At 62.2% G+C, this 24,061-nt stretch carries 24 protein-coding genes; 1 reads left to right on the forward strand and 23 read right to left on the reverse strand.

All coding sequences use genetic code 11. From position 1 onward, the window contains the following. Window positions 1–10: 10 nt before the first annotated feature. From RUH75_RS10485 to RUH75_RS10525, 9 genes are all read right to left on the reverse strand, one after another. Window positions 11–1,447, reverse strand: a complete 1,437-nt coding sequence (locus tag RUH75_RS10485; protein ID WP_313805550.1) for an aldehyde dehydrogenase family protein — start codon at window positions 1,445–1,447, stop codon at window positions 11–13. Between the two features lie 40 nt (window positions 1,448–1,487). Next, window positions 1,488–2,030, reverse strand: coding sequence for a VOC family protein (locus RUH75_RS10490; RefSeq protein WP_313805552.1), 543 nt, complete (start codon window positions 2,028–2,030; stop codon window positions 1,488–1,490). A gap of 87 nt (window positions 2,031–2,117) precedes the next feature. Then, window positions 2,118–3,155, reverse strand: a complete 1,038-nt coding sequence (locus RUH75_RS10495) for an Ldh family oxidoreductase (protein ID WP_313805554.1) — start codon at window positions 3,153–3,155, stop codon at window positions 2,118–2,120. Window positions 3,156–3,181: 26 nt separating this feature from the next. Continuing rightward, window positions 3,182–4,060 carry an alpha/beta hydrolase gene (locus RUH75_RS10500; RefSeq protein ID WP_313805556.1) on the reverse strand — a complete coding sequence of 293 codons (879 nt, stop codon included), beginning with the start codon at window positions 4,058–4,060 and terminating at the stop codon, window positions 3,182–3,184. 77 nt (window positions 4,061–4,137) lie between these two features. After that, on the reverse strand, window positions 4,138–4,974 hold the full coding sequence (locus RUH75_RS10505; protein ID WP_313805558.1) for a fumarylacetoacetate hydrolase family protein: 837 nt from the start codon (window positions 4,972–4,974) through the stop codon (window positions 4,138–4,140). A 270-nt stretch (window positions 4,975–5,244) separates the two neighbouring features. Beyond that, the gene (locus RUH75_RS10510) at window positions 5,245–6,885 is read right to left on the reverse strand and encodes a bifunctional 3-(3-hydroxy-phenyl)propionate/3-hydroxycinnamic acid hydroxylase (protein WP_313805560.1); all 1,641 of its coding nucleotides are present in this window, start codon (window positions 6,883–6,885) and stop codon (window positions 5,245–5,247) included. 411 nt (window positions 6,886–7,296) lie between these two features. Beyond that, complete coding sequence (locus tag RUH75_RS10515) at window positions 7,297–8,049, reverse strand: GntR family transcriptional regulator (protein WP_313805562.1); 753 nt, start codon at window positions 8,047–8,049, stop codon at window positions 7,297–7,299. 1 nt (window position 8,050) lies between these two features. Continuing rightward, on the reverse strand, window positions 8,051–8,200 hold the full coding sequence (locus RUH75_RS10520) for a hypothetical protein (RefSeq protein WP_313805564.1): 150 nt from the start codon (window positions 8,198–8,200) through the stop codon (window positions 8,051–8,053). A gap of 142 nt (window positions 8,201–8,342) precedes the next feature. After that, window positions 8,343–9,401 (reverse strand): aromatic ring-hydroxylating dioxygenase subunit alpha, encoded by a 1,059-nt coding sequence (locus RUH75_RS10525; protein WP_313805566.1) that lies wholly within the window; start codon window positions 9,399–9,401, stop codon window positions 8,343–8,345. 388 nt (window positions 9,402–9,789) lie between these two features. Here RUH75_RS10525 and RUH75_RS10530 point away from each other — a divergent pair, with 388 nt between their 5' ends. Further along, window positions 9,790–10,983, forward strand: coding sequence for a cytochrome P450 (locus RUH75_RS10530; RefSeq protein ID WP_313805568.1), 1,194 nt, complete (start codon window positions 9,790–9,792; stop codon window positions 10,981–10,983). Window positions 10,984–11,236: 253 nt separating this feature from the next. Here RUH75_RS10530 and ligK read toward each other — a convergent pair whose 3' ends face one another. From ligK to RUH75_RS10600, 14 genes are all read right to left on the reverse strand, one after another. Continuing rightward, entirely contained in the window at window positions 11,237–11,911 is a 675-nt protein-coding gene (gene ligK / locus RUH75_RS10535) for a 4-carboxy-4-hydroxy-2-oxoadipate aldolase/oxaloacetate decarboxylase (protein WP_313805570.1), read from the reverse strand. A 49-nt stretch (window positions 11,912–11,960) separates the two neighbouring features. Next, window positions 11,961–13,076, reverse strand: a complete 1,116-nt coding sequence (locus RUH75_RS10540) for an alcohol dehydrogenase catalytic domain-containing protein (protein WP_313805572.1) — start codon at window positions 13,074–13,076, stop codon at window positions 11,961–11,963. A gap of 129 nt (window positions 13,077–13,205) precedes the next feature. Further along, on the reverse strand, window positions 13,206–13,976 hold the full coding sequence (locus tag RUH75_RS10545; RefSeq protein ID WP_313805574.1) for a glucose 1-dehydrogenase: 771 nt from the start codon (window positions 13,974–13,976) through the stop codon (window positions 13,206–13,208). A 103-nt stretch (window positions 13,977–14,079) separates the two neighbouring features. Further along, on the reverse strand, window positions 14,080–14,529 hold the full coding sequence (locus tag RUH75_RS10550) for a MarR family winged helix-turn-helix transcriptional regulator (RefSeq protein ID WP_313805575.1): 450 nt from the start codon (window positions 14,527–14,529) through the stop codon (window positions 14,080–14,082). Window positions 14,530–14,554: 25 nt separating this feature from the next. Next, window positions 14,555–15,271, reverse strand: a complete 717-nt coding sequence (locus tag RUH75_RS10555; RefSeq protein ID WP_313805577.1) for a dienelactone hydrolase family protein — start codon at window positions 15,269–15,271, stop codon at window positions 14,555–14,557. 37 nt (window positions 15,272–15,308) lie between these two features. After that, window positions 15,309–16,478 (reverse strand): CaiB/BaiF CoA-transferase family protein, encoded by a 1,170-nt coding sequence (locus RUH75_RS10560; RefSeq protein ID WP_313805579.1) that lies wholly within the window; start codon window positions 16,476–16,478, stop codon window positions 15,309–15,311. Next, window positions 16,475–16,936 carry a Zn-ribbon domain-containing OB-fold protein gene (locus RUH75_RS10565; protein WP_313805581.1) on the reverse strand — a complete coding sequence of 154 codons (462 nt, stop codon included), beginning with the start codon at window positions 16,934–16,936 and terminating at the stop codon, window positions 16,475–16,477. The genes RUH75_RS10560 and RUH75_RS10565 overlap by 4 nt, the downstream gene beginning before the upstream one ends. A 5-nt stretch (window positions 16,937–16,941) precedes the next feature. Further along, window positions 16,942–18,114, reverse strand: a complete 1,173-nt coding sequence (locus RUH75_RS10570; protein ID WP_313805583.1) for a thiolase family protein — start codon at window positions 18,112–18,114, stop codon at window positions 16,942–16,944. A gap of 10 nt (window positions 18,115–18,124) precedes the next feature. Further along, the gene (locus tag RUH75_RS10575; protein WP_313805585.1) at window positions 18,125–18,937 is read right to left on the reverse strand and encodes a crotonase/enoyl-CoA hydratase family protein; all 813 of its coding nucleotides are present in this window, start codon (window positions 18,935–18,937) and stop codon (window positions 18,125–18,127) included. 45 nt (window positions 18,938–18,982) lie between these two features. Beyond that, entirely contained in the window at window positions 18,983–20,179 is a 1,197-nt protein-coding gene (locus tag RUH75_RS10580) for an acyl-CoA dehydrogenase family protein (protein WP_313805587.1), read from the reverse strand. 11 nt (window positions 20,180–20,190) lie between these two features. Then, window positions 20,191–21,255, reverse strand: coding sequence for an acyl-CoA dehydrogenase family protein (locus RUH75_RS10585; RefSeq protein WP_313805589.1), 1,065 nt, complete (start codon window positions 21,253–21,255; stop codon window positions 20,191–20,193). 228 nt (window positions 21,256–21,483) lie between these two features. Continuing rightward, window positions 21,484–22,368 (reverse strand): alpha/beta hydrolase, encoded by an 885-nt coding sequence (locus tag RUH75_RS10590; RefSeq protein WP_313805591.1) that lies wholly within the window; start codon window positions 22,366–22,368, stop codon window positions 21,484–21,486. Further along, window positions 22,365–23,180, reverse strand: a complete 816-nt coding sequence (locus RUH75_RS10595; protein WP_313805593.1) for an SDR family oxidoreductase — start codon at window positions 23,178–23,180, stop codon at window positions 22,365–22,367. Before RUH75_RS10595 ends, RUH75_RS10590 begins: the two co-directional genes overlap by 4 nt. Beyond that, window positions 23,161–24,045 carry a TIM barrel protein gene (locus tag RUH75_RS10600; protein ID WP_313805595.1) on the reverse strand — a complete coding sequence of 295 codons (885 nt, stop codon included), beginning with the start codon at window positions 24,043–24,045 and terminating at the stop codon, window positions 23,161–23,163. Before RUH75_RS10600 ends, RUH75_RS10595 begins: the two co-directional genes overlap by 20 nt. Between the last annotated feature and the right edge of the window lie 16 nt (window positions 24,046–24,061).

Here is a 24,061-nt window from a genome sequence, read left to right on the forward strand (position 1 = left end):
ATTCCGAAGCTCACGCGTTGGTGTAGACCGTCTTGGTTCGCGTGTAGAATTCATGCGCGGCGAAACCCTGCTCGCGCGGCCCCATGCTGCTGGCCTTGGTGCCGCCGAACGGCACATGATAATCGACCCCCGCCGTGGGCGCGTTGATCATCACCATGCCAGCCTGCACCCGCGACCTGAAGGCGCTGGCGTGCGCCAGGGATGTCGTCACGATCCCGGCCGACAGGCCGAATTCGCCGTCATTGGCAAGGGCGAGCGCTTCGTCGAAATCCTTCACGCGCACGACGCTCGCGACGGGTCCAAAAATCTCCTCCCGATTGACGCGCATGTCCGCCGTGGTTTCGGTGATCAGCGCGGGAGCGAGGAAATAGCCCTCGGTCGGGCGCGACAGCCGCTCTCCCCCACGCGCGATCCGTCCCCCCTGTTCAGACGCAATAGCGAGATAGGCTTCGATTGTATCGCGCTGCTCCTCGCTCGCCACCGGCCCAATCTGCGTTTCCGGATCGAGCGCGTGACCGACGCGCAGCCTGCCCATCGCATCCGACAAGGCCGCGATGAAGCGATCATGGATGCCATCGGTCACGATCAGACGGCTCGACGCGGTGCAACGCTGGCCGCTGCTGAAGAAGGAACCATCGAGCGCGACGGCCACCGCGCGGTCGAGATCGGCGTCATCAAGCACGACCAGCGGATTCTTGCCACCCATCTCCAACTGGATGCGCTTGCCGTTGCGGGCCGCGCTGACGGCAAGGTTCCGGCCGACGCCGGTGGAACCGGTGAAGGAAAGGGCCGCCACCCGCGGGTCCTCGCAAAGTCCGCCTGCCTCGCGGCCTGGGACAAAGATCAGGTTGAACACGCCTGCCGGCAGGCCCGCTTCCTCCAGGATATCGGCCATGGCCGACGCGACGGCGGGCGTGATGCCGGCCGGTTTCAGCACGACGCTGTTGCCGAACGCCAATGCAGGCGCGGCTTTCCAGGCTGGGATGGCGATCGGAAAATTCCACGGCGTGATCAGGCCGACCACGCCCAGCGCCTCCTGCCGCGTCGTCACCTCCAGACCGGGACGCACGGAATCGAGCGCCCGGCCATGGAGACGCAGCGCCTCGCCACCGAAATAGCGGAAGATGCGCGCCGCGCGCATCGTTTCGCCCCTGCCTTCGGCCAGGGTCTTGCCCTCCTCCCGCGCGAGCAGCGCGCCGATCCGGTCAGCCTGCGCCATCAGCAGCGCGCCCGCCCGGTCGAGAATATCGCCCCGGAATTCAGGCGATGCCGCCGCCCATTCCGGCTGTGCCAAAGCCGCCGCGGAGATCGCCTGTTCCACCAGAGCAGCATCGCCCCCCGGCGTGGTGGCCACGACGTCCGACAGGTCCGACGGGTTGCGGCTTTCCACCGCCGCCGGGCCGCCAATGCGTTCGCCGCCAATGCGATGAGGAAGCAGGTTGCTCATGTCGCCCTTTCCAGATGGCTTGATCGTGAAACCGACATGCTCAGCCTTGGCCGAACAGCTGCTTCATCTTTTCGACATAGTCCCGCCGATCCATGCTGCCGGGAAGGCGCCCGATCAGCGCGCGCGTTTCCTCCAATATCTCATCGTCGCTCTTCGTGACGTCGAGGGGATCGGCGCAGGGCTGGGGCGTATGGAAATCGGTATCGAGATACACCTCGATACGATTGAGTTCCGGATCGTAGAAATAGATCGACCAGGCATTGCCATGATTGAGTCCGACCATGTCGGTCGCCCCATGCGCCAACGCCGCGCCGTGTACGTCGCGTAGTTCATCAAGCGTTTCCACCTTGAAGGAAAGCTGCATGATGGTGCTGGGCGTGTCCGCTTTACGGCCGCTGGAAAGCACCACCTGATGATGCTGGTCCGGAGAACCGCTCATGAAGACAAGCTCATTCTTGAACACTGCGCCGACCCCGCGATCGGTCACGACAAGACCGAACACGTCCGTATAGAATCGTTCCATCTTCGCCAGATCGCACACGAACACACCCAGATGTGCGAGAGAGGGTCTTTTCCCCGCCATTGCTCTATCTCCCTGATTTCCCGCGCGCCGGTCCAGTCCAGCCGCACTTGCCACGACTGCCTGCGCTCACCGCGTCAGGCATCTTCATCACCGCAGGACGGCGGGGATTGCGACGCACAGTTCAGCGGCGGCCTCTTTCAGCCGCTTCACCGTTCCGGCGGCAAGGGGTATCCCCTCCCGCGCCCTGAGTTGCTCTGTCTCATGCCCGCGCTCGCCCGGCAACATGACCTTCCCGGCGCCCGGAGAAGGCGTAAGCCCGTGGATGGCGCCCGCCAAGGCAGCCACATGGTCCAGGAACCCGTCCCGGTCCCCCAGCGCGCCCGGATCGACCGCCAATATCATGCCATTGAAGCCACCCGACTTGCCGCCCGCCAGAACCGGCGCGATATTCGGATTATCGACCAGCAGGCTGCACAATATCTCGATCATCAAGGACAGGCCGCTCCCCTTCGCGCCCGCCATCGGAAGCAGCGCCGCGACCTTGTGCGGATCGGTCGTGTCCGCGCCTTCGGCATCAATCGCCCATCCGACCGGAATCTCCCGGTTGCCATCTTTGGCGGCCATGATCTTGCCGAGCGCCACCGCAGCGGTCGACATGTCGAGAATCAACGGCGGATGACCCTCCGGCTGTGGAATGCCAATGGCCAGAGGATTGGTCGAAAGGGCTTCTCCCTTCGCGCCGAAATAGGCCATGAGCGGCTTCGACGCCGTCATGGCAATGCCTATCATGCCCCGCTCGGTCAGTTTCCGGACGAAATAGCCGATGGCGCCCGCATGCGATGTCTTGCGCACGCCGCACCAGCCCAGACCGAAGGTGCGGGCGAGATCGCATGCCTCCTCAACCGCGCGGTTCATCGCGACCGCGCCCGGCGCCTTGCCGGCATCCAGCACGCATACCGCCCCGAAGCGGCGCACTTCGGCGATGTCCGCCTCCGCGGATACAAGGCCCAGGCGCAGCATCTCGATATAGCGCGGTATCCGCAGCACACCGTGGGAATCGATGCCGCGCAGATTGGCCCAGACCAGCAATTCCGCCATGTCCCGGGCCTGATCCGCGCCAAAGCCCGCCTTCGACAGCAGTTCGGCCGCAAACCCCTGCAATTCTTCAACCTTGATGGTCGCCATCGCTACCTCACTCGCATGCAATCTGTTCAGGCGCTCAACGGAGACGGGAAGAATTTGTCGAGCCAGCCCTTCATCATCGCCTTGGTCCGGGGCGCGTCACCGGGCGCCAGCGGAAAATGCGCGGTGGTGTCGACGAGCATCAGTTCGGTCGGCTGTCCGGCCTTTTCGAACATGCGCACCGATTCAATCGTCGGCGTGATGGTGTCATTGGCCGTGTGGAACAGCAGCAATGGACGCGGCGCGATATTGGCGACGACATCGTCGGCCCTGAAGTTCATCATCGACCAGGCGGTTTCCGTCGGGATTTCCATGATCGCCTTGGGGGACAGGTTCTTGCGCAGCGCTTCGGGGATCGGCACGGCGTCGAACCGCGACATCCACAGGCTCTCGCCCGTCGCCTGCTTGTGCGCGCGACCATTTTCCAGGATGCCGATGAACTTGTCCCACGACTCCTGAGTGGGATGCTGGCCACGGAACTTGCGCTCACCATCGCCCCAGCCGCACGAGGACAGGCAACAGGCGATCCGGTCGTCCACGCCCGCCGTATAGACCGAAACGGCGGCGCCGAAACTGTGCCCCGTAATGCCGATGCGCGCGCCATCGACCTCCGGCCGCTTGGCCAGCCATGTCAGGGCATTCTTGGCGTCCGCAACCTGATCGAAACAACGGACCTGCCCGCGCTCGCCTTCGCTCTCGCCACAACAGCGAAAATCGAAACGCAGCGCCACATAGCCGAATTGCTCCATCATCTCGGCCTGAATCTGCGCGTGGCTTTCATCCTTGGAACCGACAAAGCCATGGCACACAATGAACGCGGGCAGGGGTTCGCCCTTATATGCATCCGGTATGTGGATGACGCCGGACAGTTTGAGGCCATCGGACTCGAAAGTAACGTTCTCCTGCAAAGCGCTTCTCCATTATGCGGGTTGTCTAAAAATCATGCTGCCCTGATGCGCAGCTCGTGCCCGTGCCGATACGGTCCTCAGTCGGCCCGCACGACATTGCGCAATGTGCCAATGTGCGAGATGTCCACCTCGATCTCGTCACCTGCCGACAGGAATTCCGGCGGCGTGCGCGACGAACCAAAGCCCGACGGCGTGCCCGTGGCGATCACATCGCCGGGCGCGAGAGGCGTGAAAGTGGAAAAATAGGAGATCAGCCATGCAATGCTGAATATCATGCGATCCATGCCGATCTCCTGCTTGACCACGCCGTTCACGCGCGTCTGAAGCCGCAGGGTCGTCGGGTCAGGAATCTCGTCCGCCGTCACCAGCCATGGACCCAGGCTGCCGCTCCTGTGAAAATTCTTTCCCGGCGTGAATTGCGTCGAATGCTTCTGCCAATCACGGGCGCTTCCATCATTGAGGCAGGTATAGCCCGCGACATGGTCCATCGCCCGATCGCCGGGAATCTTGTGCCCATGCCTGCCGATCACCACGGCAAGTTCGCCCTCGAAGTCGAACTTGTCGGAAACGCCGGGCTTGAGAAGCGGCTGCTCATGTCCCGTGAAGGATTCCGCGAAACGCGTGAAGACGATCGGGAATTCAGGATCGGGCTTGCCCTCGCGCGCGGGCTCATGGAAATTGGTGGCGACGCAAAGGACCTTGCCGGGATTGGGAACGGGCGGACGCAACCGCACGGCATCCAGCGGCAAACGATCCGCCTCGGGCAAATCCGGCCAGTTTTCACCGGCATGGCGCTCCAGGAAAGACTTGAGGTCGCAAGGCCCGCCAGATTGACGGTCGAGCCTCACAATGCGGCCATCGACAACAGCTCCGAAACCCTCTTCCCCATCCAGTTCGAAGCTTATCAATCGCATAATCCGTCTCTCGAATAAATGTCACATGAACTGGCAATGATGGTCGGCTCTGCAGCCTCCCTTCTCCATCGCCTGCTTTGCCGTAAGGTTTCAATCCGACGGTTACCATCGCGTCCCGCAGTCGTACAGGATTAATTTCGAAAATTCAAACCGATTTTTCGCTTCCGCCTCCAATGACCGGTTCGTTTCCAGCGATGATATGTTGTATATGGCAGGATTCTGGGCGATTGAGGCAGAAAGAGCCCGACGGATAATAATTTCGAAATATCGTCAACCGATCCCGCTCGCCAATGGCTCATCGGCGACCGCAGCCATTATTTCGCCACGCTTGCTATCCAGACCCAATTGCCGCTCAAGTTCCTTCAGCAGTTCGCGTTCGCCGCCCCGCTTGTCCGAACTTCCGAAGACCACATGGTCCGGTCGGACCAGAACCGCGCTGGCCCCGCAGGCCTTCATCCATTGCGCGATGAGGTCGCCCTGCTCCGCTATCTCCGCAACCGGCCCCTTCGCCATCCCCCGCTCCAGCCTTGCGATCGTCACACCCAGCGATGCCGCCAAATCCATGTCGTCGGCCGAAGGATGACAATCCGGCGAGATCACAAGAAGATATCGATATGCAAGCACATCGTCCATCCGCCGCAGCCCTAGCGGCGTCTCGATCCATGGCTGGGGGAAGATCGTTCCGGCCGCAGGCGAAGGCCTTCCGGCCCCGTCTTTCATGAGGAGGCCGGCGAATAGGGGTGGAAGAAGGTCCTGACGGACGATCTCGCCACGGCCGGCGCGCATCTCCTCCAGCAGCTTGCGATCGCGCTCCGCCGCAGCCGCAGGATCGCGCTCGCATATCAGGCGGCCAAAGCTCTTGGTCAGTTCGATGACCGCACGCGCATTCGGCCGCCGTTCCTCATCATAGGTGTCAAGCAGCCTGATGCCGGCCCGCCCCGAAAGCACGTCAGCCAGCTTCCAGCAGAGATTTCCCACATCCCTCAGTCCCTGATTAAGACCCTGGGCCATGAACGGCGGGGTTTGATGGGCAGCGTCGCCGGCTACGAAAACCCGCCCCTTTCGCCACGCCGATCCAACCAGGGCGTGAAAACGATAGGCGGCCGCCCGCCAGATCTCACCCTGATCGGGCGTGAGCCAGCGGGACAGAAGCGACCATATCCGCTCGTCCTTGAGCATGTCCGCAGGCTCCTCGCCGGGCAGCAACATGATCTCCCATCGCCGCAAGTCTCCCGGACCATGGACGAACGTGCACGGGCGCGCCGGATCGCAATATTGGATCGTGGCGTCGGGAAGCACCGCCGCCTCGTTGACGCGCACGTCCACCACCAGCCAGGGTTCGTCGAACTCCAGATCCTCCAGCTTCAGCCCCATGGCTTCCCGCACCGGGCTCCAGGCGCCGTCACATCCGATCAGATATCGGCCGCCTATGCGCCGCTCCTCCCCTGACTCCGGTGCCTGAATGACGACACTGACCCCAGCCTCCTCCTGCTCGAGCGCCGTCATCCGCCATCCCAGCAAGACCTCAAGGCTTTGCCATTTGCTGAAGCCGTCGCGCAAAAGCCGTTCCAGCTCGGGCTGGACGAATGTGCAGTAAGGCGGCCAGGACAAAGGATAGGGTTCCGGCTGGGGGATGATGCGGCGCAACAGTTCTCCCCTGCCCGATCGATATTCGGAAGGGCGGTAAGGCCCCATATGAGGGCCCAGGGCATCCGTGATGCCCAACTTCTGCAATAGCCGCAGCGCCTCATGATCCATGCCGATCGCGCGCGGCTTGTCATAAGGAAGAAGCGCGGGCTCGACCGCAAGCACGGCCAGTCCTTCGCGGGCCAAAAGCTGCGCCGCAGCCGCTCCCACCGGGCCAAGCCCAACCACTATAACGTCATAAACCTGTTCGTCGCGATCAATCATGGTGAAGCGTCCGTCGCGCTGAGATGTTCAGATGAATCGAAATGGAATCACACCCTTCGCGGCATGACCCAACCTGCCTGGATTGCCGTCATCAGTGGCCAGCCCAGATCCTCTGAGCCGGTTCAATTCTGGTACTGACATATTTTCGAAATTCAAGTGATATTCGAAAATATGTCAGAGTGCATTATATATCTTATATAAAACATCCAATTTTAAGAGATATGCGATGATCAATATGAATAATTTCGAAACCACGCGCCCGCTCAACAGCAGACGCCGACCGGTGTTCGCTCCCTTGGAGCGTCAGCGATAAGCAGCAGTGGGAGACGACTCCATCGATACCGCCTGCTTCCCAGCGGCGGCTGCCGGCCATTAGCAGGGAACAGTCCCGTGGCCCGCAACGAAAAGCCGTCAGGTGCCGGCCGTTTCCTCCAATGGCGGGAACATGGCCTGAAGCACATTGTCCGCCGTCCGGCGAATATGGGTAGCGATCAGATTTTGCGCCGTCTCGATATCGCCAGCCAGCGCCGCCTCCATCATCGCTCGATGTTCGGCGCTCTTCTTGCGCGGCAATCGGCGCACCATTGTTGAAATGCGCCGATAGCGCCTCGCGCGCTCGAACAGGCCGGCGCGTATCTCCATCAGGATCGCGGACCCGGAGCAGGCAACCAACGCTTCGTGAAACGCCGAATGCAAAGCCTCCCATTCGCCTGAATCGACAAGTTGACCAACCTCGTCCGCTTCGATCCTGTCCAGCCGATGGAAGGCCGACAACAGAGCCGAACGCCATTTCTTGTCGCCATGCCTTATCGAGCGGGCAATGCACTCGCGCTCAATGATCACTCGCGCATCGGTGAGGTCCAGCAAATCCGCCCGCGAGATCGGGGCCACGGAAAAACCGCGCTGACCCTCGGCGGCTACCAGATTTTCGGAGGAAAGCCGGGACAAAGCCTCTCTCAATGTGGAGAAGCTTGCGCCATAAATCTCCCTCAGCGTCTCGAAACGAAGGCGCTCGCCAGGCCGGAGGGTGCAACTGACTATATCTTCCCGAAGCCTGTGCAATACATCATTTGCCAACGTCCCGCCGACAAAAGCGCGTGACCGCGTATCGACAAGCCTGAGGTCCGGCACCGCGCGCCATCCTTTCGAAATTTCCCAATGCATATCAGAGAAGCTGCCATTGCGCCACCCGCGACAGGCCGTGCAAAATGCCCATGAATGTCGAGCGGAAACTTGCCCGGCATCGCTGCATGCTATCGGAGAATATTACGAAATAGCGTGCCATGCCCGACATGGGGCCGCCGATATCGGGCATCAGCCATTACCCGCGCTGTAATCCGAACCTCCATCCGATCAAAATCTCGACCAAGCTCAAGATCGTCAGGAAAGCGCAGCCGCCGGAAGCGCGATTCTTCCCGACATTCTTCCGGCCCGGGCGGCGGCTGCATCCTTTATTTTCATTCGGCGGCCATTTTCATTTCGCTGGCAATCAATTTCTCCAGCTTGCGGCGCGCCATGAGCTGTTGCGTGTCGCTACGCGCGCTGTATTCCGGGGGCATCTCATCGTTGCAGGCGCGCAGCATCCGTTCGACATGCGACAGGCCCCAGACATCTTCCCGGATGACCGCAGAGGTCGCCGCTCTCATTTCTTCCTGAGCTTCCTGGCCGAAATCACGGGCGGTCGCGAAGAAATAATGGGCGCTGTTGCGACGCGCGGGCGTAATGCCATGATAGACCAATAATTGGCCAAAGATTTTACCGGCTTCGGCATGGCCGGCGGGATAGGCATATTTGTCCCACCCGAAATGCAGCGCAGGCAGATAATATCGCTGTCCGATGATGCGATCGCAAAGCCCGTCATAGCCCAGATAGCCGGCAAAATGCGGCGTAGTGGGAATGTTCTGGATGATGCGTTCGCCCTCCATCCAGTTCTCCCCTTCGGTTTCGGTGACCTTCGCCGACGCGGATGCCTCACTTCCCCCGCCCAGCGTGTTCTGGTGCAGGAAGGCGACATGCGTGAGATCCATCAGATTATCGTGGATCAACTGATAGCGGGCATCCAGTTCCTCATGGAGCACCTCGTCGGTCACGAGCTTCGGATCGTCCAGCCCTATATCGCCATGGTCCGGGATCAATGCGGGGTCGGCAAGGGCGGGATCACCCATCCAGATCCAGATCCAGCGCCATTTTTCGACGACGGGATAGGATTTGATCCTGCATTTTGCGGAGGGGCGATCCTGGGAGGGAATGCGCACATTCTGGCCATCCGGCGCATAAGTGAAACCATGATAGGGACATTGCAGATTATCGCCGACCAGCTTGCCTTCGCCCAGGGGGAAATGCCGATGCGCGCAACGCCCCTCCAATGCGATCGGCTCACCATTTTCCTTGCGATACAGCACCACCGGCTCATCCAGCAGCCAGCGCTCCATCGGTGTCCGCGTGACGTCGCGCGAAAAGGACGCGACATACCAGCAGTTCCTGGCCGCGAATACATCGATCGAAAATGGATACACAAACCCCTCCAGACTTTTCGCAAATTTCATTCGCCACGCGGTGAACTGTCCGGGCGATGACAGAGCAGCCGAAACATCACCCGAAGCAGGCGGCGCATTCTATGTGCCCCGCCCATGGCGTCCGCAAACGATAAAAATTGGCGACTGCATGAAAAGAGATAATGACACCTCGACCGGCGTGGTCGCTGCTCCGCCATCTCCCTTCTCACCAGCATCGCCGCGCCATGAATCCTATTCATGAAGGCAGAGAATTTTCTCGTTTGCCGGATACCGGGACGTCGATCATCATCTGCGCGCAACCGGATGCACGGCATTTTGCCGAACGTGAACCGCATCCTCCAGGTCGAGAAAACCGATCCGAATCTGGAACAAGAGAGGTCCCTGAACAATGAATGCACAACATATCAATGTGGGTCCCGGAACCAACCCCGTGATCTATCGCGCGGCGTTGCGCGCGGCGGTGAAGCAAGGACGGGTCGCCATTGATGATGATACGGGCGTCACCTACGCCCTTCGTTACAATGACATCAAATCGCTGCTGATCGACAAGCGCATGATCGGCGGAGGCCGCGCCCTGTTCGACAGTCAGAATGTACCGCCGGGCCCGCTTCCCGACTGGTTCCATTCGATCATGTTCAGCAATGAAGGCCCGGCGCACCACCGCATGCGCATTCTGGTCCAGAAGGCGTTCACGCCCCGCGCGATAGAGGGCCTGCGCGACAAGGCGGCCGATCTGGTGGAGGAACGGCTGAAGCCCATTCGCGAAGCAGGCTCCGGCGACCTGATGGCGGCCCTCTCCGATCTGCCGATGCAGGTCATGTGCGCCCTGATCGGCGCGCCCACATCGGACGCCCGCATGCTGGTCGATTGGGTGAACGATCTTGGCCCGATCTTCGGCCAGATGACGCCGCAACAGGTCGCTGCGGCATCGAGCGCCATTAGCCATATGCTCGACTACAGCATCGCGCTGCGCAAGGAACGCCAGCACACGCCGGCCAACGACGTGATGACGGAACTGATCAATGCGGAAGAAGATGGCGACCGTCTGACGGCGGAGGAAACCGCGGCGCTGGTCGCCAATCTGATCATCGGCGGTCACGACACGACCGTGAGCCAGATCGGTTGCACGGTATTGACCATGCTGACCCATCCGGAAGCCATGGAAGAGGTCAATGCGGACCCCGAAATCCTCGATTCCGTCGTCAGCGAATGCTTCCGCTTCGAAACCGGCGTGCCGCTGACCTGGCGCGAAGTCGTCGAACCGTTCGAACTTGACGGCGTGACCTGTCCAAAGGGTTCGGTCGTTTTCATCAACATGATGACGGCCAATCAGGACCCGACGATCTGGAAGGATGTGGAAAGCTTCCAGCCCCGGCGTTTCCTTGAACCGGGTACGCCCCGCCTCATCGCTTTCGGGGGCGGCATGCATCATTGCCTGGGCAGCTGGCTGGCGCGCATGACGATCGGCGAAGTGATAAGAGGCGTCTCGGCGCTGCGGCCGAAGCTGACGGTCGATCCGTCGGAACTGGAATGGGAACAGGTTCTGGGACAGAATCCGAAAACGTTGCCCATCGCAATCTGATATCCCGGCGCCCGACGGCCTGACTCTCAGTTCCTGCTGGGGTCAGGTCTACGGAATTCCGCCTATTCTTGCGCATGATCGGCAATTGCGGGAAATGTCTCTCCCGCGACAAGTTCTCACAGCTTTCAGGATTCCTGACGTCTCGTGCAGGAAAACCGACAAGAGCGTTTCCACCTTAGGTGAAAACGCTCTTGTCTTGAAGACTGCATTTCAGACCATTGCCCGTCAACGTTTCAGAGCGGATCCCGAAGGATCACTCATATCGCAGCCCCAGCTCTGCAAGCCGTGGGCGCATATCATAGATATCCAGGCCAAGTTCCCCGGCCGCCAGACGCTTGCGCTTGGTTTCCTCGGCAGCCTCGCGGGCCCTGGCTTTCTCCAGCACGGCCGCCGCATCAGCCCGAGGCACGATGCACACGCCGTCATCGTCGGCTATCACCACATCGCCGGGATTGACCAGCGCGCCGGCGCAGACCACCGGCACATTGACGCTGCCCAGCGTGTTCTTGACGGTGCCCTGGGCATGGACAGCCCTGGACCAGACCGGGAAACCCATGGCGGTGAGGTCGCGGACATCGCGCACGCCCGCATCGATGATGAGTCCACGGCAGCCCCGCGCCATGGCCGAAGTCGCGAGCAGATCGCCGAAATAGCCGTCGGTGCACGGGCTGGTCGGCGCGAGCAGCAGCACGTCGCCTTCCTTCAACTGCTCTATGGCGACATGCACCATCCAGTTGTCGCCCGGCGGCGCTGAGATGGTGATCGCCGATCCCGCTATGCGTGCCCCGGGGTAGATCGGACGCATATAGGCCGCGAGCAGGCCGGTCCGGCCCTGCGCCTCATGCACGGTGGAAACGCCGGCCGAGGCGAGGCCGTCGATCACCTTCGCGTCCGCGCGTTCCACATGCGTCACCACCCGTCCCGTCATAGCCTTGTCCTTATCCTTTCGTGCCGATCGACCCGTGCCACCCCCGCCCTCAGGGATAGATCACGAAATTGGTGAAACCGCCCTTGCGCGCCGACAGGCCGGAGATCGCTTCATTGATGTCCTCGAGCGGAAAGCCCTGATGTTCGAAGACGGACATGTCGAGCGCGCCCGTTTCCGCCAGCACTGCGAGTTCGCGCCCTTCCTCCGTCGAAAACCAGTTCGAGCCCAGCAGGGCGCGATTGGCCGTGGTGAGGTAATGCAGCTTGATCGGCAGTTCGCCCTGGACGGCACCGACATCGACCAGAATGCCGCTCCGCGCGAGGCTGTAAAGTCCTTCGAGGAAGATTTCAGGCGGCGACCCCGGCCCAAGGCAGTCGAGCACCACATCCGCGCCATCGCCATGGGTCGTGGCTTCAACCCAATCGGTGATCGACCCATCCAGGGTGGAGAAGATGTCGATGCGGTCCGGCGCGAGCGCCTTCACGGCAGCGAGCAGTTCCCTGTCGCGTCCGGTCCCGAGTATCCGCCGCACGCCCATCGCTAGCGCGCAAAGAACGCCGCTCAATCCCAGCGTGCCGCTCGCGCCGTTGATCAGCACGGTGGAAGAGACTTTGGTCTTCCCCTTTTTGAGGCCGGCATAGGCCGTTCCGATATAGCCGAGGCGCGCGGCCCCTTCATAGCTCATCGAGTCCGGAATCTTCACCAACGCACTGACGGGCGCCGTCATATATTCGCCGAAACCGGCATAGGGATAGCGCTCGAAAATCTTCCACGAGAGGCTGGTGTGACCGAAATAGCCGTTGAAAGTATAATATTTGCAGGAAACCTGATCGTTCGTGATGCAGGCGTCGCATGTACCGCAACCGCGACCCGGATTGACATAGACCCGCTGGCCGACCTCATAACCGAACACATGTTCGCCGACCGCGACGATTTCACCGGCGGGATCGAGGCCGAAAATGGCCGGCAATTTGGGCAGCGGATATTGAGGATACCAGGTCGACCATTTGGCCAGGATATTCGCCAGGTTCGGAACGATTCCGCACGCTTTCACCCGGACCAGCACATCATAGGGGCCCGGCTTCGGGGTTTCCAACTCTTCAAGGATGAGGGGGCCGCCCACTTCGTGCATCCGTGCGGCTCTCATCGTTGCTGGAATATTCATTGCTCTCTCCTCTCCGGGACCGGCCCGGGGCATTTTTCTGAAGGCATCGACGCGCCGGGCCTGGCCGGATCGCGGAATTGCCGATCTATATAATCTTCCATGGAAGATATCAACTGGCTATCGGCGTCTTCAGTGGAATACGGACCCTCCATCCGCCGTGATGGTCTGCCCCGTCACGAAGCCCGAATCCGCGCTGGCGAAGAAGAAGATGGCGTTGGCGACATCCTGCGCCGTGGCCGCCCGCCTCAATATTCTGGTGGACATGGCGAAATCCTGGAAGTGCCCGGTTATATGGTCGGCAGCGGCAACGCTTTCGGTCATCGTCAGTCCGGGCGAAACGCAATTCACCAGGACATTGTCATTGCCGAACTCGGTCGCCAATGATCGCGTCATCGACAGGATCGCGCCTTTGCTGGCGATATAATGCAGCATTCCCGGCGCGCCCTTGAACGCCGTGCCCGACGCCAGATTGATGATGCGCCCCCATTTGGCCCGACGCATGTGCGGCGAAACCGCCCGGCACATGCGGAACACGCCCAGCACATTGACCTCATAGACCCTGCGCCAATCGTCGATCGCCTGCTCTTCGAACGGCGTGGGGCGCAATTCCGCCGAGATCGCGGCATTGTTGACGAGAATATCGACGGACCCGAAGCGCTCCAGCGTCCGGGCGACACCAGCCGCGACGCTGTCATCATCCCTGACATCGATCCGCAGCGCCATGACATTGGGCGACGTCATGAGCAGCCGCTCGACCACCTCTTCATGTCCCTTGATATCGGCGATGACCACATTGGCGCCTTCAGCGGCAAAACGTTCCGCCGCCGCATATCCGATGCCAAAGGCGGCGCCGGTCACGATGGCTGTACGTCCCTCAAGCCGCCTTGCGTTCAATTCCATCGTTTCTCTCCTTTTTCGTCGCCCCACAGCCCATCGGACAGAGCAAAGCTTCTAGAGCGGTTTCCGAGCCTGCGGATGATTTTCTATCCGCTTGGAAAACGCTCTAGGCGAGCGCGGCCCTGTAGGCGCGGTCCAACAACTGCAACAACCGCTGATATTCCTTGTCGGAAAGGGCATTCGCATAGCTGCGGTCCAGCTCGTCGCTCTGGTTGCCGTGCTCGACCTCCTCTTCCCCTTTGTCGGTGATCCAAAGCCCGATCCGTTTCCCCTCCTCTTCGCGGCGTTCAATCAATCCCTGCGCGATCAGATCCTTGACCAGATTGGCCATGTTGGATTCCTGGATCAGCAATATCCGCGCGGCATGGACCTGACGAATGCCCGGATTGGCCTGAATGAGCCGTAATGTGGAGAAGACCGCCGGACTGACGTGCAATCCACCGGCCGCACGCACGCGCTCGTTGATCTGGACCTGGACGACGCGCGTCAGGAAACCCAGGGATTTGGTCAGGGGTTCAAGCGCATATTCCACGTCGCCAACCAATGTCTTTGCCATCGCGTTCCCAGCCCGCCTCTTCCGCTTATTCCTTGCCCAACACTTCCGCGAGCAGAGCCTGCATGGCCGCCCAGGATCGCCGGTCCGCCCCCGCGTCATAGCGCGCGAAATCGGGATGCCCCCAGCTGTCCGCGCGCCAGTTGGTGAATGTATGATAGACGCCGCCATAAAGATGCAGCTGCCAATCGACGCCCGCCGCCTGCATTTCAGCCTCGAACGCCGTTCTTTCCTCCACCGGCACGCCCGGATCTTCGCTGCCGATGCAGGCCAGGATCTTGCCGCGGATCAATCCCCCGCCCTGCGGATAGGATGACACGAGGCTGCTGTGGAAACCGACCACCGCGGCCAGCGGCGCGCCCCGCCGCGCCATTTCAAGCGCCAGTCGTCCGCCATAGCAAAAGCCGATCGCAGCGATGCGCGCGCCATCCACGCCGGGATGCCCGGCCAGCGCCGCCAACGCCGCACCCCCCCTTGCGCCTGGCCGGTCCGGCTCCTCATAGAAACGTTGCAGCTCGGCCATTGCCGGCTCCACCGCAAGCGCCCGCCGCTCCCCATGCAAATCGGCCGCCAATGCGGCATAGCCCAGACCGGCCAGCCGCTCGGCCCGTTCCAGCGCATGATCGCCATAGCCGAAAATGTCGGGAAAGACGAGAACCCCGGGAGCCGGCCCGACCCCATCAGGCAGGAAAAGCGTGCCCGACAGAGGAACATCGGCCTGATAATCAATCGTCTCGCTTCTCATGGTCCTCGTCTTTTTCCCTTCGATATGATCAGGCGATTCAGGCCGCGACGAAACCGATCTCGGCCAGCACCTGTTCGGTATGCTCGCCCAGCAGAGCGGGCGGCTGCTGCTGCGGCCCGCGCTCGCCATCGAACCGGGCTGCCCGACGCATCATCGTGACAGGTCCCGCGACGGGATGATCGACCGTCTCGAACATCTGCGCATGGCGCACGCCCTCATTTTCAAGCACTTCGGGAATCCGCAGCACTTCGGCGGCGGGAACGTCGGCGGCGACCAGCCGCTCCACCCATTCGGCGCGGCTATGCGCGGCAAAGATCGGGCGAAGCTCTTCAATCAACTCGTCCCAATGATCGATGCGCACGGCGCGCGGCTTGAAACGGAGATCGTCGACGAAGTCCGGACGCCCGATCGCCTCGGCAAAGCGGACCCACATATGCTCAGGTCCCGCCATATGGACCGCGATCAGCTCGTCATTGGCACAGCTCAGCACCAGGGAATGAGACATGGCGGCGCGGAATTCCGAATCCCATTCCAGATTGCTTTCGGTATAGCAGGCAAAGGCATCGGGAATGAACGACATGGTCGCATCCAGCATCGATACGTCGACACGCCTGCCGACGCCAGTGCGGAAACGCCCGATCAGCGCACTCTGGATCGCATTGGCGGCATAAAGACCCGTCACCTGATCGGAAAGCGTCGGTCCCCGCAGGCTGGGCTTGTCGGGATCGGTGAACAGATAGAGCAGGCCGGAAAGCGCCTGACCGATCGTGTCGAACGCCGGCCGCCGGGCATAAGGACCATCGCTCGCAAAGCCCGCGATCGAACAATAGACCAGCCCCGGATTGGTCTTGCGCAGCGCTTCAAAGCCGATGCCGAGCCGGTCCATGACATCGGGCCGGAAATTCTCCAGCACCACGTCGGCGCGATCGGCCAGCGCCTTGAACGCCGCGATCCCGTCGGGACTTTGCAGATCAAGGGTGACGCTGCGCTTGTTGCGGTTGATAGCCGTGAAATTGGGGCCATAGAGCGGAGCCTTTCCGCTCGCATAATTCCGCATCGGATCGCCGGCATCGGGCCGTTCGACCTTGATGACTTCCGCGCCCATGTCGGCCAGCTGCTGACCGGCGAAAGGCCCCGATATATATTGGGTGACTTCCAGAACCCTGATGCCCGCCAGCGGCCCTGCGACCGCATCATTTTCACTCATATCGTCTCTCCATTCACGGACGCGCCCTCGCCGTCATCCGGTTCGAACAGCAGCAGGTTGGTGCCGTCGGGCAAGGGCGCCCAGACCGGACGCACGCGCAGTCCGACGGCCACCCGGTCCAGCGGGCAATTGATCAGATTGGCAATCACATTCACGCCCTCGTCCAGCGTGACCGTCACGACCAGATAGGGCGTGTGACCGGCAAAGGGCGGCCGGGCGATCGTGGCGACTGTCCAGGAAAAGACCTGTCCACGGCCCGACACCTCGCGCCATTCCAGATCCCGGCCGCCGGTGAAGATGTTGACGGGCCGGGGATAGAATTGAAATTGCCCGCTCTGGCGGCAATATTGCAGCACCAGCTTCTTTTCGCGGGTTGCGTCCCAATAGGGTTGGGAAAAACTGTAGTGGCGGGGAACGGTGCGCTCGACGCCGAGCGTGTCGTTCAGAACTTCGCTCATGTCGCTCATCCTTCCATGCCCAGAATGAGGGCGGTGCTGGTGGTCCAGTTACGCCCATAAGGGATGCCGCCGATACCCGTCACCAGCGCATGGCGACGATCCTTGATCTGGCGGGCGCCACCCTTGCCCATCAGCTGCCGGACACCTTCGATCAGATTGACGCCGCCGCCGGCAAGCCCGGGCTGGCCCGCCGAAATCTGACCGCCACCAGTGTTGATCGGAAGGTCCCCGTCAAAGCCGAGATCATGTTCCCTGATGAAAGCGCCGCCCTGGCCCCGTTCGGCAAAACCAAGCATTTCCAGCTTGATCATCACCGCGATCAGGAAATCGTCATAGGGCTGATAGGACCCGATGTCGGCCGGTTTGAGCTGCGCCTGCGCAAAGGCCTTCTGCCCGGCGACGAAATGCCCGGTTTCGGTGATCTCAGCCAGATTCTCCGCGCTGCGGTAATTGGTCCGCTCACCATAGCCCAGAGGGACGACGAAACTGTCGAACCCCTTCTCCTTCGCCCGCTTGCGCGTGGTCATGAGCAGACCGTTGCCGCCGTCGCACACCATCACGCAATCGAGCAGCCGGACCGGATGCGCGATCATCCGTGACTGGAGATAGTCTTCGACCGTGATCGGCTTGCGCAGCTTCTCGCAGGCATTGTCGTTGAGCAGCGCATGGTTGCGCTGCGTGACGGCCAGCTTGCCGAGCGCTTCGAGATCAAGGCCGTAAAGATGGTCGTAACGGCTGCTGATGAGTCCGAAATCGGTCGGCGGACCGATCATGCCATAGGGATGGATCCATTCGTCATGGAAGGACCGCATCTTCAGATTCTGCTCGGAAGATTCCGTGTCGATGTTGAGCAGCAGGATGGTGCTGCACAGCCCCGCGTCCAGTGCCGCCGCCGCGCGGGCGACGGCCCCGACGGCCGATGATCCGCCGATATCGACCGTCTGACAGAAATCCAGTTCCAGCCCCAGAAATTCGGCCGTGGTCTGCGACCAGAAGCAGTTTCCGGCGCCGGTCATGGAACCGTTGATCAACATGCCGTCGATCTCGTCCTTCCCGATGCCCGTGGTCGCGATCAGCGATTCCAGCACCTCCGCGCCGAAATCCCAGATGTCGCGGCCGGATCGGGTTTCGATCTTGGTTTCCGCAAAACCAACGATCGCAACATCACGCAGCGCCATATGCCTCTCCTCAATCCGCCAGTTCGTCACCCGACTTGCCCGGCTGCACCAACCGCTTGGCCCGTCCCTCGACAAATTCATTCAGCCTTTCGGTCGACTCATGCGTGGCCGCCACATGGCTGAACATCCCCTCGATGAAGAGGCCGTCGTCATAGGAATAGTCCTGGATGCGCGGCAGGCCGTTGACGATCGCCCAATTGGTCCGCGGCGCATTCTCCGCGATCCGATGCGCGAGCGACATGGCGCGCTTGACCTGCTCGCCCTTGGGAACGAGATATTGCAACAGGTCGAAACGCTCGCCCTCCTCCGCCGTCAGAACACGGCCGGTGAGCATGAGGTCGCTCATCCGCGACACGCCCAGCAGCCGCGCGATGCGCACCGAACCGCCGCCGCCGATGTAGATGCCGCGCTGCCCCTCAGGCAGCGCGAAGAAGGTCGTCTCGTCCCCGACGCGGATATGGCAGCAGGTGGCGATCTCCAGCCCGCCGCCGATGCAGGCGCCGCTCAGCGCCGCGACGAAGGGGATGCGCCCGCGCGCGATCCAGTCGAACGGCCGCCCCTTCGCGGCCGATCCCACCCGCATCTCAAGATGCATGTCATGATCGTTCATCCAGCCCGCGGCCTCGGCCAGATCGAGGCCGGCGCAGAAATGCTCGCCATGGCTGAAAAGTACGCCGACCCGGGCTTCATTCTGCGCGCGCATCACGGCCGCTTCCAGCTGTTCCTGAAGCGCGGTATTGAGCGCGTTGCGCTTGTTCAGGCGGTTGAGGCCGATCTTCGCGACCTTCCCGTCCAGTTCATAAGTGACGAATTCTTCCGACATTTGGCACTTTCCATATCTATCGGCCGGATCAGACCGGCGGCAGGTTCAAGAGGACATGCGCGGCAGGCCAAGCCCGCGCAGCGCGATGATGTTGCGTTGAATCTCGCTGGTGCCTCCGCCCAGAACGCCCATCAGCGAATGGCGCAGCTCCTGCTCCATCTCACCGAGTGGGGCGGAGGGTGCTTCATCCGACAGCAGGCCGCCCGAACCCAATATGTCGAGCGCAGCCTCCCCCAGCCGTTCCTGCAACTCACCGACGAAGACCTTGCTCATCGCGGCCTCGTAAATGGGGACATGGCCAGACTGGACCAGATTGGCATTGCGCAGGGTGAACTGGCGCGCGGCCTCCAGATCGGCGCCCAACGCCCCGATCCGGTCGCGGATCAGCGGATCGTGGCGCAGCGCGGCCGGGCCATCGCCCAAATCCCGCACATGGCTGACGATCTTGCTGAAAATATGCTGCAAATGGGCCACGGTATTGCCGATCATCACCCGTTCGGCGGCAAGCGCGCTGGTGATCACTTTCCACCCGCCATTTTCCGGACCCAGCAGCGCGCTGCCCGGCACGCGCACATCGTCGTAGAAAGTGGCCGAAAAAGTGCGTCCATACATCGCCATGCTCGGCCGGATCGTGATGCCCGGCGTATCGAGCGGCATCAGGAACACGCTGATCCCCGCATGTTTCGGACGAGCAGCGGGATCGGTCCGCGCCGCCAATATGGCATAGGCGGCGCGATCGCCATAGGTCGACCACAGCTTCTGGCCCGATATAATCCAGTCGTCGCCATCACGCCGCGCGGCGGTGCGCAGCGACGCCAGATCGGACCCCGCCTCCGGCTCGCTATAGTGCAGCGCGAACGGGCGCTGTCCCTTCAGCAGAGCAGGCAGGAAAGTCGATTTCTGCTCGTCGGACCCGAAATTGATGATCGCGGGGCCGATGATCGTCTCGGCCGTCATATGGGCGTCGGTGGGCGCTTCGGCGAACTCCAGCTCCTCGATGAAGGCAAGCTGTTCGCCGGGGCTTCGCGCCTGACCGCCATATTGCTTCGGCCAGTCAAGGCCCAGCCACCCCGCCTCGCCCATCTTGCGGGAGAATTCCGGATTCCAGCGGCGGTCGCGCAAGGGGCGACGCCGATTGGCCTCCCGGTCGGCATCGGTCCAATGCTCGGCAAGCCAGGCGCGAATAGCCTGACGGAAGGCGATGACGGTTTCATCGAGATCATGCGAAGGAAGCTTGGACATCGATCTTTCTCTCAGACGGCCGGACGCAACAGATAATCAGCAAGGCCCGCGCGCGCCCGGGCGGTGCCGCCGAACCGAAGCAGATCGGCATGAATCCGGCGGAAATGGCGGGGTGCCTCATGCTCCTCGGCATATCCGATAGCACCCAGCGTATGATGCACTTCAAGCGCCACCTGCCGCAAAGCGGGGCCGGAGAAGGCCAGCGCGGCGTCGGTCAGCACCCGCCACGCCTCGTCGCCCCGGTCATGCGCCGCGCCCGCGCTGGAAAGCAGCAGCTTCGCACCGTCAAGTTGCGAGAAACAATTCACCAGCTTGTGCTGGATCGCCTGAAATTCGCCGATTACATGTCCGAACTGCCGCCGGACCTTGGCATGGTCGAGCGCCAGGTCGAAGCCGCGCTGCGCGGCGCCGACCGCGCGGGCAAGAGCAAGCAAGCGGACCGCCTGCGCGGCATCGGCCAGTTTCGCTTCGCTCAAGGACTGCCACAGGAGCGGCGGGGCCGCGATATCGACGGCGCTGAGCGCCGGCACCGCCAGACCGGGGTCCGCGACAATGGCGACCCCCTGCGCATCCACAGGCATGATGGCCAGACCGGACGGTTCAGACACGAAGACGAGAATATGGGTGGCCGCCGCGACATCCTCGACGAATTTGAGCGATGCGGTCAGCCGGTCCGGCGCATAGGCGGCGGACCCTGCAAACCGGTCGCCGTCAAAAGCCCCCAGCGCAAGCGCGGGCACGGCCTGACCGGCCTGAACCTCTTCGACAAAGGCGCGAACCTTCGGGTCATCCGACCCGTCGAGCAGCAGATTGGCGATCAGCGCCCCGGCAAGCGGCGCGGGAGCCGCCGCGCGCCCCAATTCCTCGAATATGAGGAGCGCTTCGGCCAGACCCGGCCCTTCCGCCGCGCCCAGATATGCCAGTCCCAGTTCATGGAGCGCGGACGACAGCTGCCCGATCGCCGTCACGTCCTCCGCCCGTTCCAGCCCGCCCTCCACGGGCCAGCCGTCTTCCAACAGACGCCGAAGCGAATCGATCAGCAGCGTGGTTTCTTCTGCGGAGAGCTGGACGGTCATAATCCTCTCACACCCCATTCAAGGGCCTGTTTCTTCACCGGCTTTGCAGACGCGCCATTCAGGCATGCCATTAACCTGCCAAGGAAGATTTACGATTGGAACGAAATTGTCAATCGACTTATTTTATATAAGTCTCTTTGCGCAACGGTGAAAATTATATGACTGATTTTAGGCGATAATTTTTTGTGCTGAAAAGCAATCTTCCTGCCAGCAATAATCGACTATCCGTCAAGACACATGCCCAGCAGCGAATTCACGCAATTTCCTGCCCACGGAATCACGCCCAAGACCCAGCCCGTGCACCGTGGACACATGATTATGCCCCGCAAACCAACACAGTTCCGGCGGGCGGCCGTCAGCGGCATTGAGCGCCGTCGCCAGATCGAATGTCTGGTCCGCAATCTGGGCGGGATCAAGTTCGGCGATGCTCAACAACAAGGGCGGATGATCCGGCCCGACATGGGTGGCCGGAGATCGATCGGCCCAGTTGGCGGCATCATCCCCCAGATAGAGCCGCGGCCCCTCATAGATCGGCTCCTTCGCGCGGTAAAAACCGCTGAGCAACGCCGCCGCGCGGATCGAGGGATTGGCATATCCCTTCCAGCGCGGGTCGAAGAGATAACCGGCGACATGCGCGGCCCCGGCGGACTGGCCGATGATGACGATCCGCCGGGCATCGCCGCCATGCTCAGCAGCGTTGCGATCGATCCAGGACAGGATGGCGGCGACGTCCTCATTGCCGGACGGCCATGTGGAATCGGGCGCCAGCCGGTAATTGGCCAATATCGTCAGATAACCATGCGCGGCGAAATAACGACCGACATTGCCGTAGAACAAGGGATCGCCCCGCTTGTCCCCGCCGACAAAGCCGCCGCCATGCAGGAACAGCATGACAGGGGCGTTTGCCGCGTCCGCAGGATAGACATCGATCCGGTTCCGCGTTGCCGGTCCATAGGCCAGGTCTTCCACGACCGGCCGCCCCGCCCAGGGCAAGGCCGCCGCTGCCGAACGATAGAGTTGGCGCGTTTCGGCCAGAACCTGCGGATCGAAACGGGCGCCGATGCGCCTCAGCTCAGCCTCGATCGTCGCTTCGTCAAAGGTGGCGCCGGTCATCGCTGCGCGTCCCGAAGGGCGTCGGTGCCGCCCAGCGACAGCGTCTGACTGACCCCGCCGTCCAGCGTCAGGATATTGCCGTTCACATATTGGGCAAGGTCGGACACCAGAAAGAGAATGGCCTTGGCGATATCGTCCGGCGTCGCCACGCGGCGCAGCGGATTGGTGGCCGCCAGCCTCTCCCACATTTCAGCGGGCAGCAGCGACACCAAACGGGGCGTGGAAATGAAGCCCGGCGCGACGCCGTTGACCCGGACCCCATCGGGACCCAATTCCTGCGCGGCATAGCGGACAAGATGGTGCAACGCCGCTTTCGCGATGCCGTAAAAGGTCTGATTGGGAATGGCCGCCATGCCCGACAGGGACCCCACGAATGTCAATGTCCCGCCCCCGGAGCTGGCGAGCATCGGTCCCGCGATCTGCACGGTCAGCAGGGCGTGACGCAGCACGATCGCGAACTGTTGTTCTATGGCATCATCGTCCATTTCGTCGATCCGGGCATTTTTCGCCATGCCGACCACGTCGATCACGCCAGAGAAACGGTCGCCCATTACGGCGCGGGCGTGGTCGAACACGGCCTGCACGTCGGCCCGGCGGGTGATATCGGCGACAAAGGGTTCGCCGCCCACATGCGCGGCGATGGCGCGGGCCTGCTCCTCGGAACGATCGACGCAGAGCAGCTGCGCGCCCGCGCCGGCCAGAGCCTCGCAGCTTGCATCCCCCAGCCCGCCGCCGCCAGCGCCGAGCACCACATAAGCCCGGCCGTCCAGCCGGGCGAGTTGAAGATGATCCTTAAGCGGCGGCATCGCCATCTGTTTTCCTTTCATCGCCCAGCGCCCAGCGCATGAGCCATTGCAAATATTTTTCCTGATTTTCCGGGCACGCCGAAGCCCAGCCATGTTCCAGTTCGACCGGCCCCGCAAAGCCGCGCCGTTCGATCTCGTCGATGATCCGCTCGAAATTGAGTTCCCCCGCCCCCGGCTCCATCCGCCCGGGATGATCGGCAAGCTGGACGATCTCGATCAGGTCCCATGTCCGGTCCAGATTGCCCAGAATATCGCCGTCCATCGCCTGAACATGAGCGGTGTCGAAAATCAGGCGAACGGCGGGATGGCCGACGCCGCGGACGATATCCGCCGCGTCCCCCAGATGATGCAACAGCATGTGCGGCAGCCGCTGCGCGTTGACAGCCTCGATGCACAGCATCATGCCCGCCTGCGCGACGCGATCCGCCAGCCGGGCCAGATTGGCGGTCATCGCATGACGCTGTTCCGCCCGCGTCCGGGCGGGATCGGTCCCGGTCAGCACCGCGATATGGCGCGATCCGATGCGCCGGCCGATGGCGATGGCCGCATCGACATCAGCATCGAGCGCTGCGCGACTGACCCCATCGGTGGCAGACCATGCCGGCTGCGCGGCGCGCTCCATCGGCGCATAGACAAAGCAACCCATAGCCAGCCCGGCCGCCTTGGCCAACGCGCCGATCCGGGCCTGTTCATCCTCATCGCGACGGGCCGTGAAGGGGTCCTGCACCCGGCGGAACCCCCGCGCACTGGCAAAGGCGATCTGCGCCGCGGGCGTGTCATTCCCGGCGAGCGCCCCGAACAGGGGCGTTTCCGGCGTCGGAAACCCCAGATGCGGCGCAAAATCGAGGCGGAAGCCCTTTACCGCGCCCATCTCTCCCTCCCTTTTC

The organism is Sphingobium sp., assembly GCF_032153725.1.
Taxonomy (GTDB): Bacteria; Pseudomonadota; Alphaproteobacteria; order Sphingomonadales; family Sphingomonadaceae; genus Sphingobium.

Bases quoted from the DNA above. Each gene is read 5' to 3' on its own strand.
- RUH75_RS10485 (WP_313805550.1), bottom strand. From the start codon at position 1,447: ATGAGCAACCTGCTTCCTCATCGCATTGGCGGCGAACGCATTGGCGGC.
- RUH75_RS10490 (WP_313805552.1), bottom strand. From the start codon at position 2,030: ATGGCGGGGAAAAGACCCTCTCTCGCACATCTGGGTGTGTTCGTGTGC.
- RUH75_RS10495 (WP_313805554.1), bottom strand. From the start codon at position 3,155: ATGGCGACCATCAAGGTTGAAGAATTGCAGGGGTTTGCGGCCGAACTG.
- RUH75_RS10505 (WP_313805558.1), bottom strand. From the start codon at position 4,974: ATGCGATTGATAAGCTTCGAACTGGATGGGGAAGAGGGTTTCGGAGCT.
- RUH75_RS10510 (WP_313805560.1), bottom strand. From the start codon at position 6,885: ATGATTGATCGCGACGAACAGGTTTATGACGTTATAGTGGTTGGGCTT.
- RUH75_RS10515 (WP_313805562.1), bottom strand. From the start codon at position 8,049: ATGCATTGGGAAATTTCGAAAGGATGGCGCGCGGTGCCGGACCTCAGG.
- RUH75_RS10520 (WP_313805564.1), bottom strand. From the start codon at position 8,200: ATGCCCGATATCGGCGGCCCCATGTCGGGCATGGCACGCTATTTCGTA.
- RUH75_RS10530 (WP_313805568.1), top strand. From the start codon at position 9,790: ATGAATGCACAACATATCAATGTGGGTCCCGGAACCAACCCCGTGATC.
- ligK (WP_313805570.1), bottom strand. From the start codon at position 11,911: ATGACGGGACGGGTGGTGACGCATGTGGAACGCGCGGACGCGAAGGTG.
- RUH75_RS10540 (WP_313805572.1), bottom strand. From the start codon at position 13,076: ATGAATATTCCAGCAACGATGAGAGCCGCACGGATGCACGAAGTGGGC.
- RUH75_RS10545 (WP_313805574.1), bottom strand. From the start codon at position 13,976: ATGGAATTGAACGCAAGGCGGCTTGAGGGACGTACAGCCATCGTGACC.
- RUH75_RS10550 (WP_313805575.1), bottom strand. From the start codon at position 14,529: ATGGCAAAGACATTGGTTGGCGACGTGGAATATGCGCTTGAACCCCTG.
- RUH75_RS10555 (WP_313805577.1), bottom strand. From the start codon at position 15,271: ATGAGAAGCGAGACGATTGATTATCAGGCCGATGTTCCTCTGTCGGGC.
- RUH75_RS10560 (WP_313805579.1), bottom strand. From the start codon at position 16,478: ATGAGTGAAAATGATGCGGTCGCAGGGCCGCTGGCGGGCATCAGGGTT.
- RUH75_RS10565 (WP_313805581.1), bottom strand. From the start codon at position 16,936: ATGAGCGAAGTTCTGAACGACACGCTCGGCGTCGAGCGCACCGTTCCC.
- RUH75_RS10570 (WP_313805583.1), bottom strand. From the start codon at position 18,114: ATGGCGCTGCGTGATGTTGCGATCGTTGGTTTTGCGGAAACCAAGATC.
- RUH75_RS10575 (WP_313805585.1), bottom strand. From the start codon at position 18,937: ATGTCGGAAGAATTCGTCACTTATGAACTGGACGGGAAGGTCGCGAAG.
- RUH75_RS10580 (WP_313805587.1), bottom strand. From the start codon at position 20,179: ATGTCCAAGCTTCCTTCGCATGATCTCGATGAAACCGTCATCGCCTTC.
- RUH75_RS10585 (WP_313805589.1), bottom strand. From the start codon at position 21,255: ATGACCGTCCAGCTCTCCGCAGAAGAAACCACGCTGCTGATCGATTCG.
- RUH75_RS10590 (WP_313805591.1), bottom strand. From the start codon at position 22,368: ATGACCGGCGCCACCTTTGACGAAGCGACGATCGAGGCTGAGCTGAGG.
- RUH75_RS10595 (WP_313805593.1), bottom strand. From the start codon at position 23,180: ATGGCGATGCCGCCGCTTAAGGATCATCTTCAACTCGCCCGGCTGGAC.
- RUH75_RS10600 (WP_313805595.1), bottom strand. From the start codon at position 24,045: ATGGGCGCGGTAAAGGGCTTCCGCCTCGATTTTGCGCCGCATCTGGGG.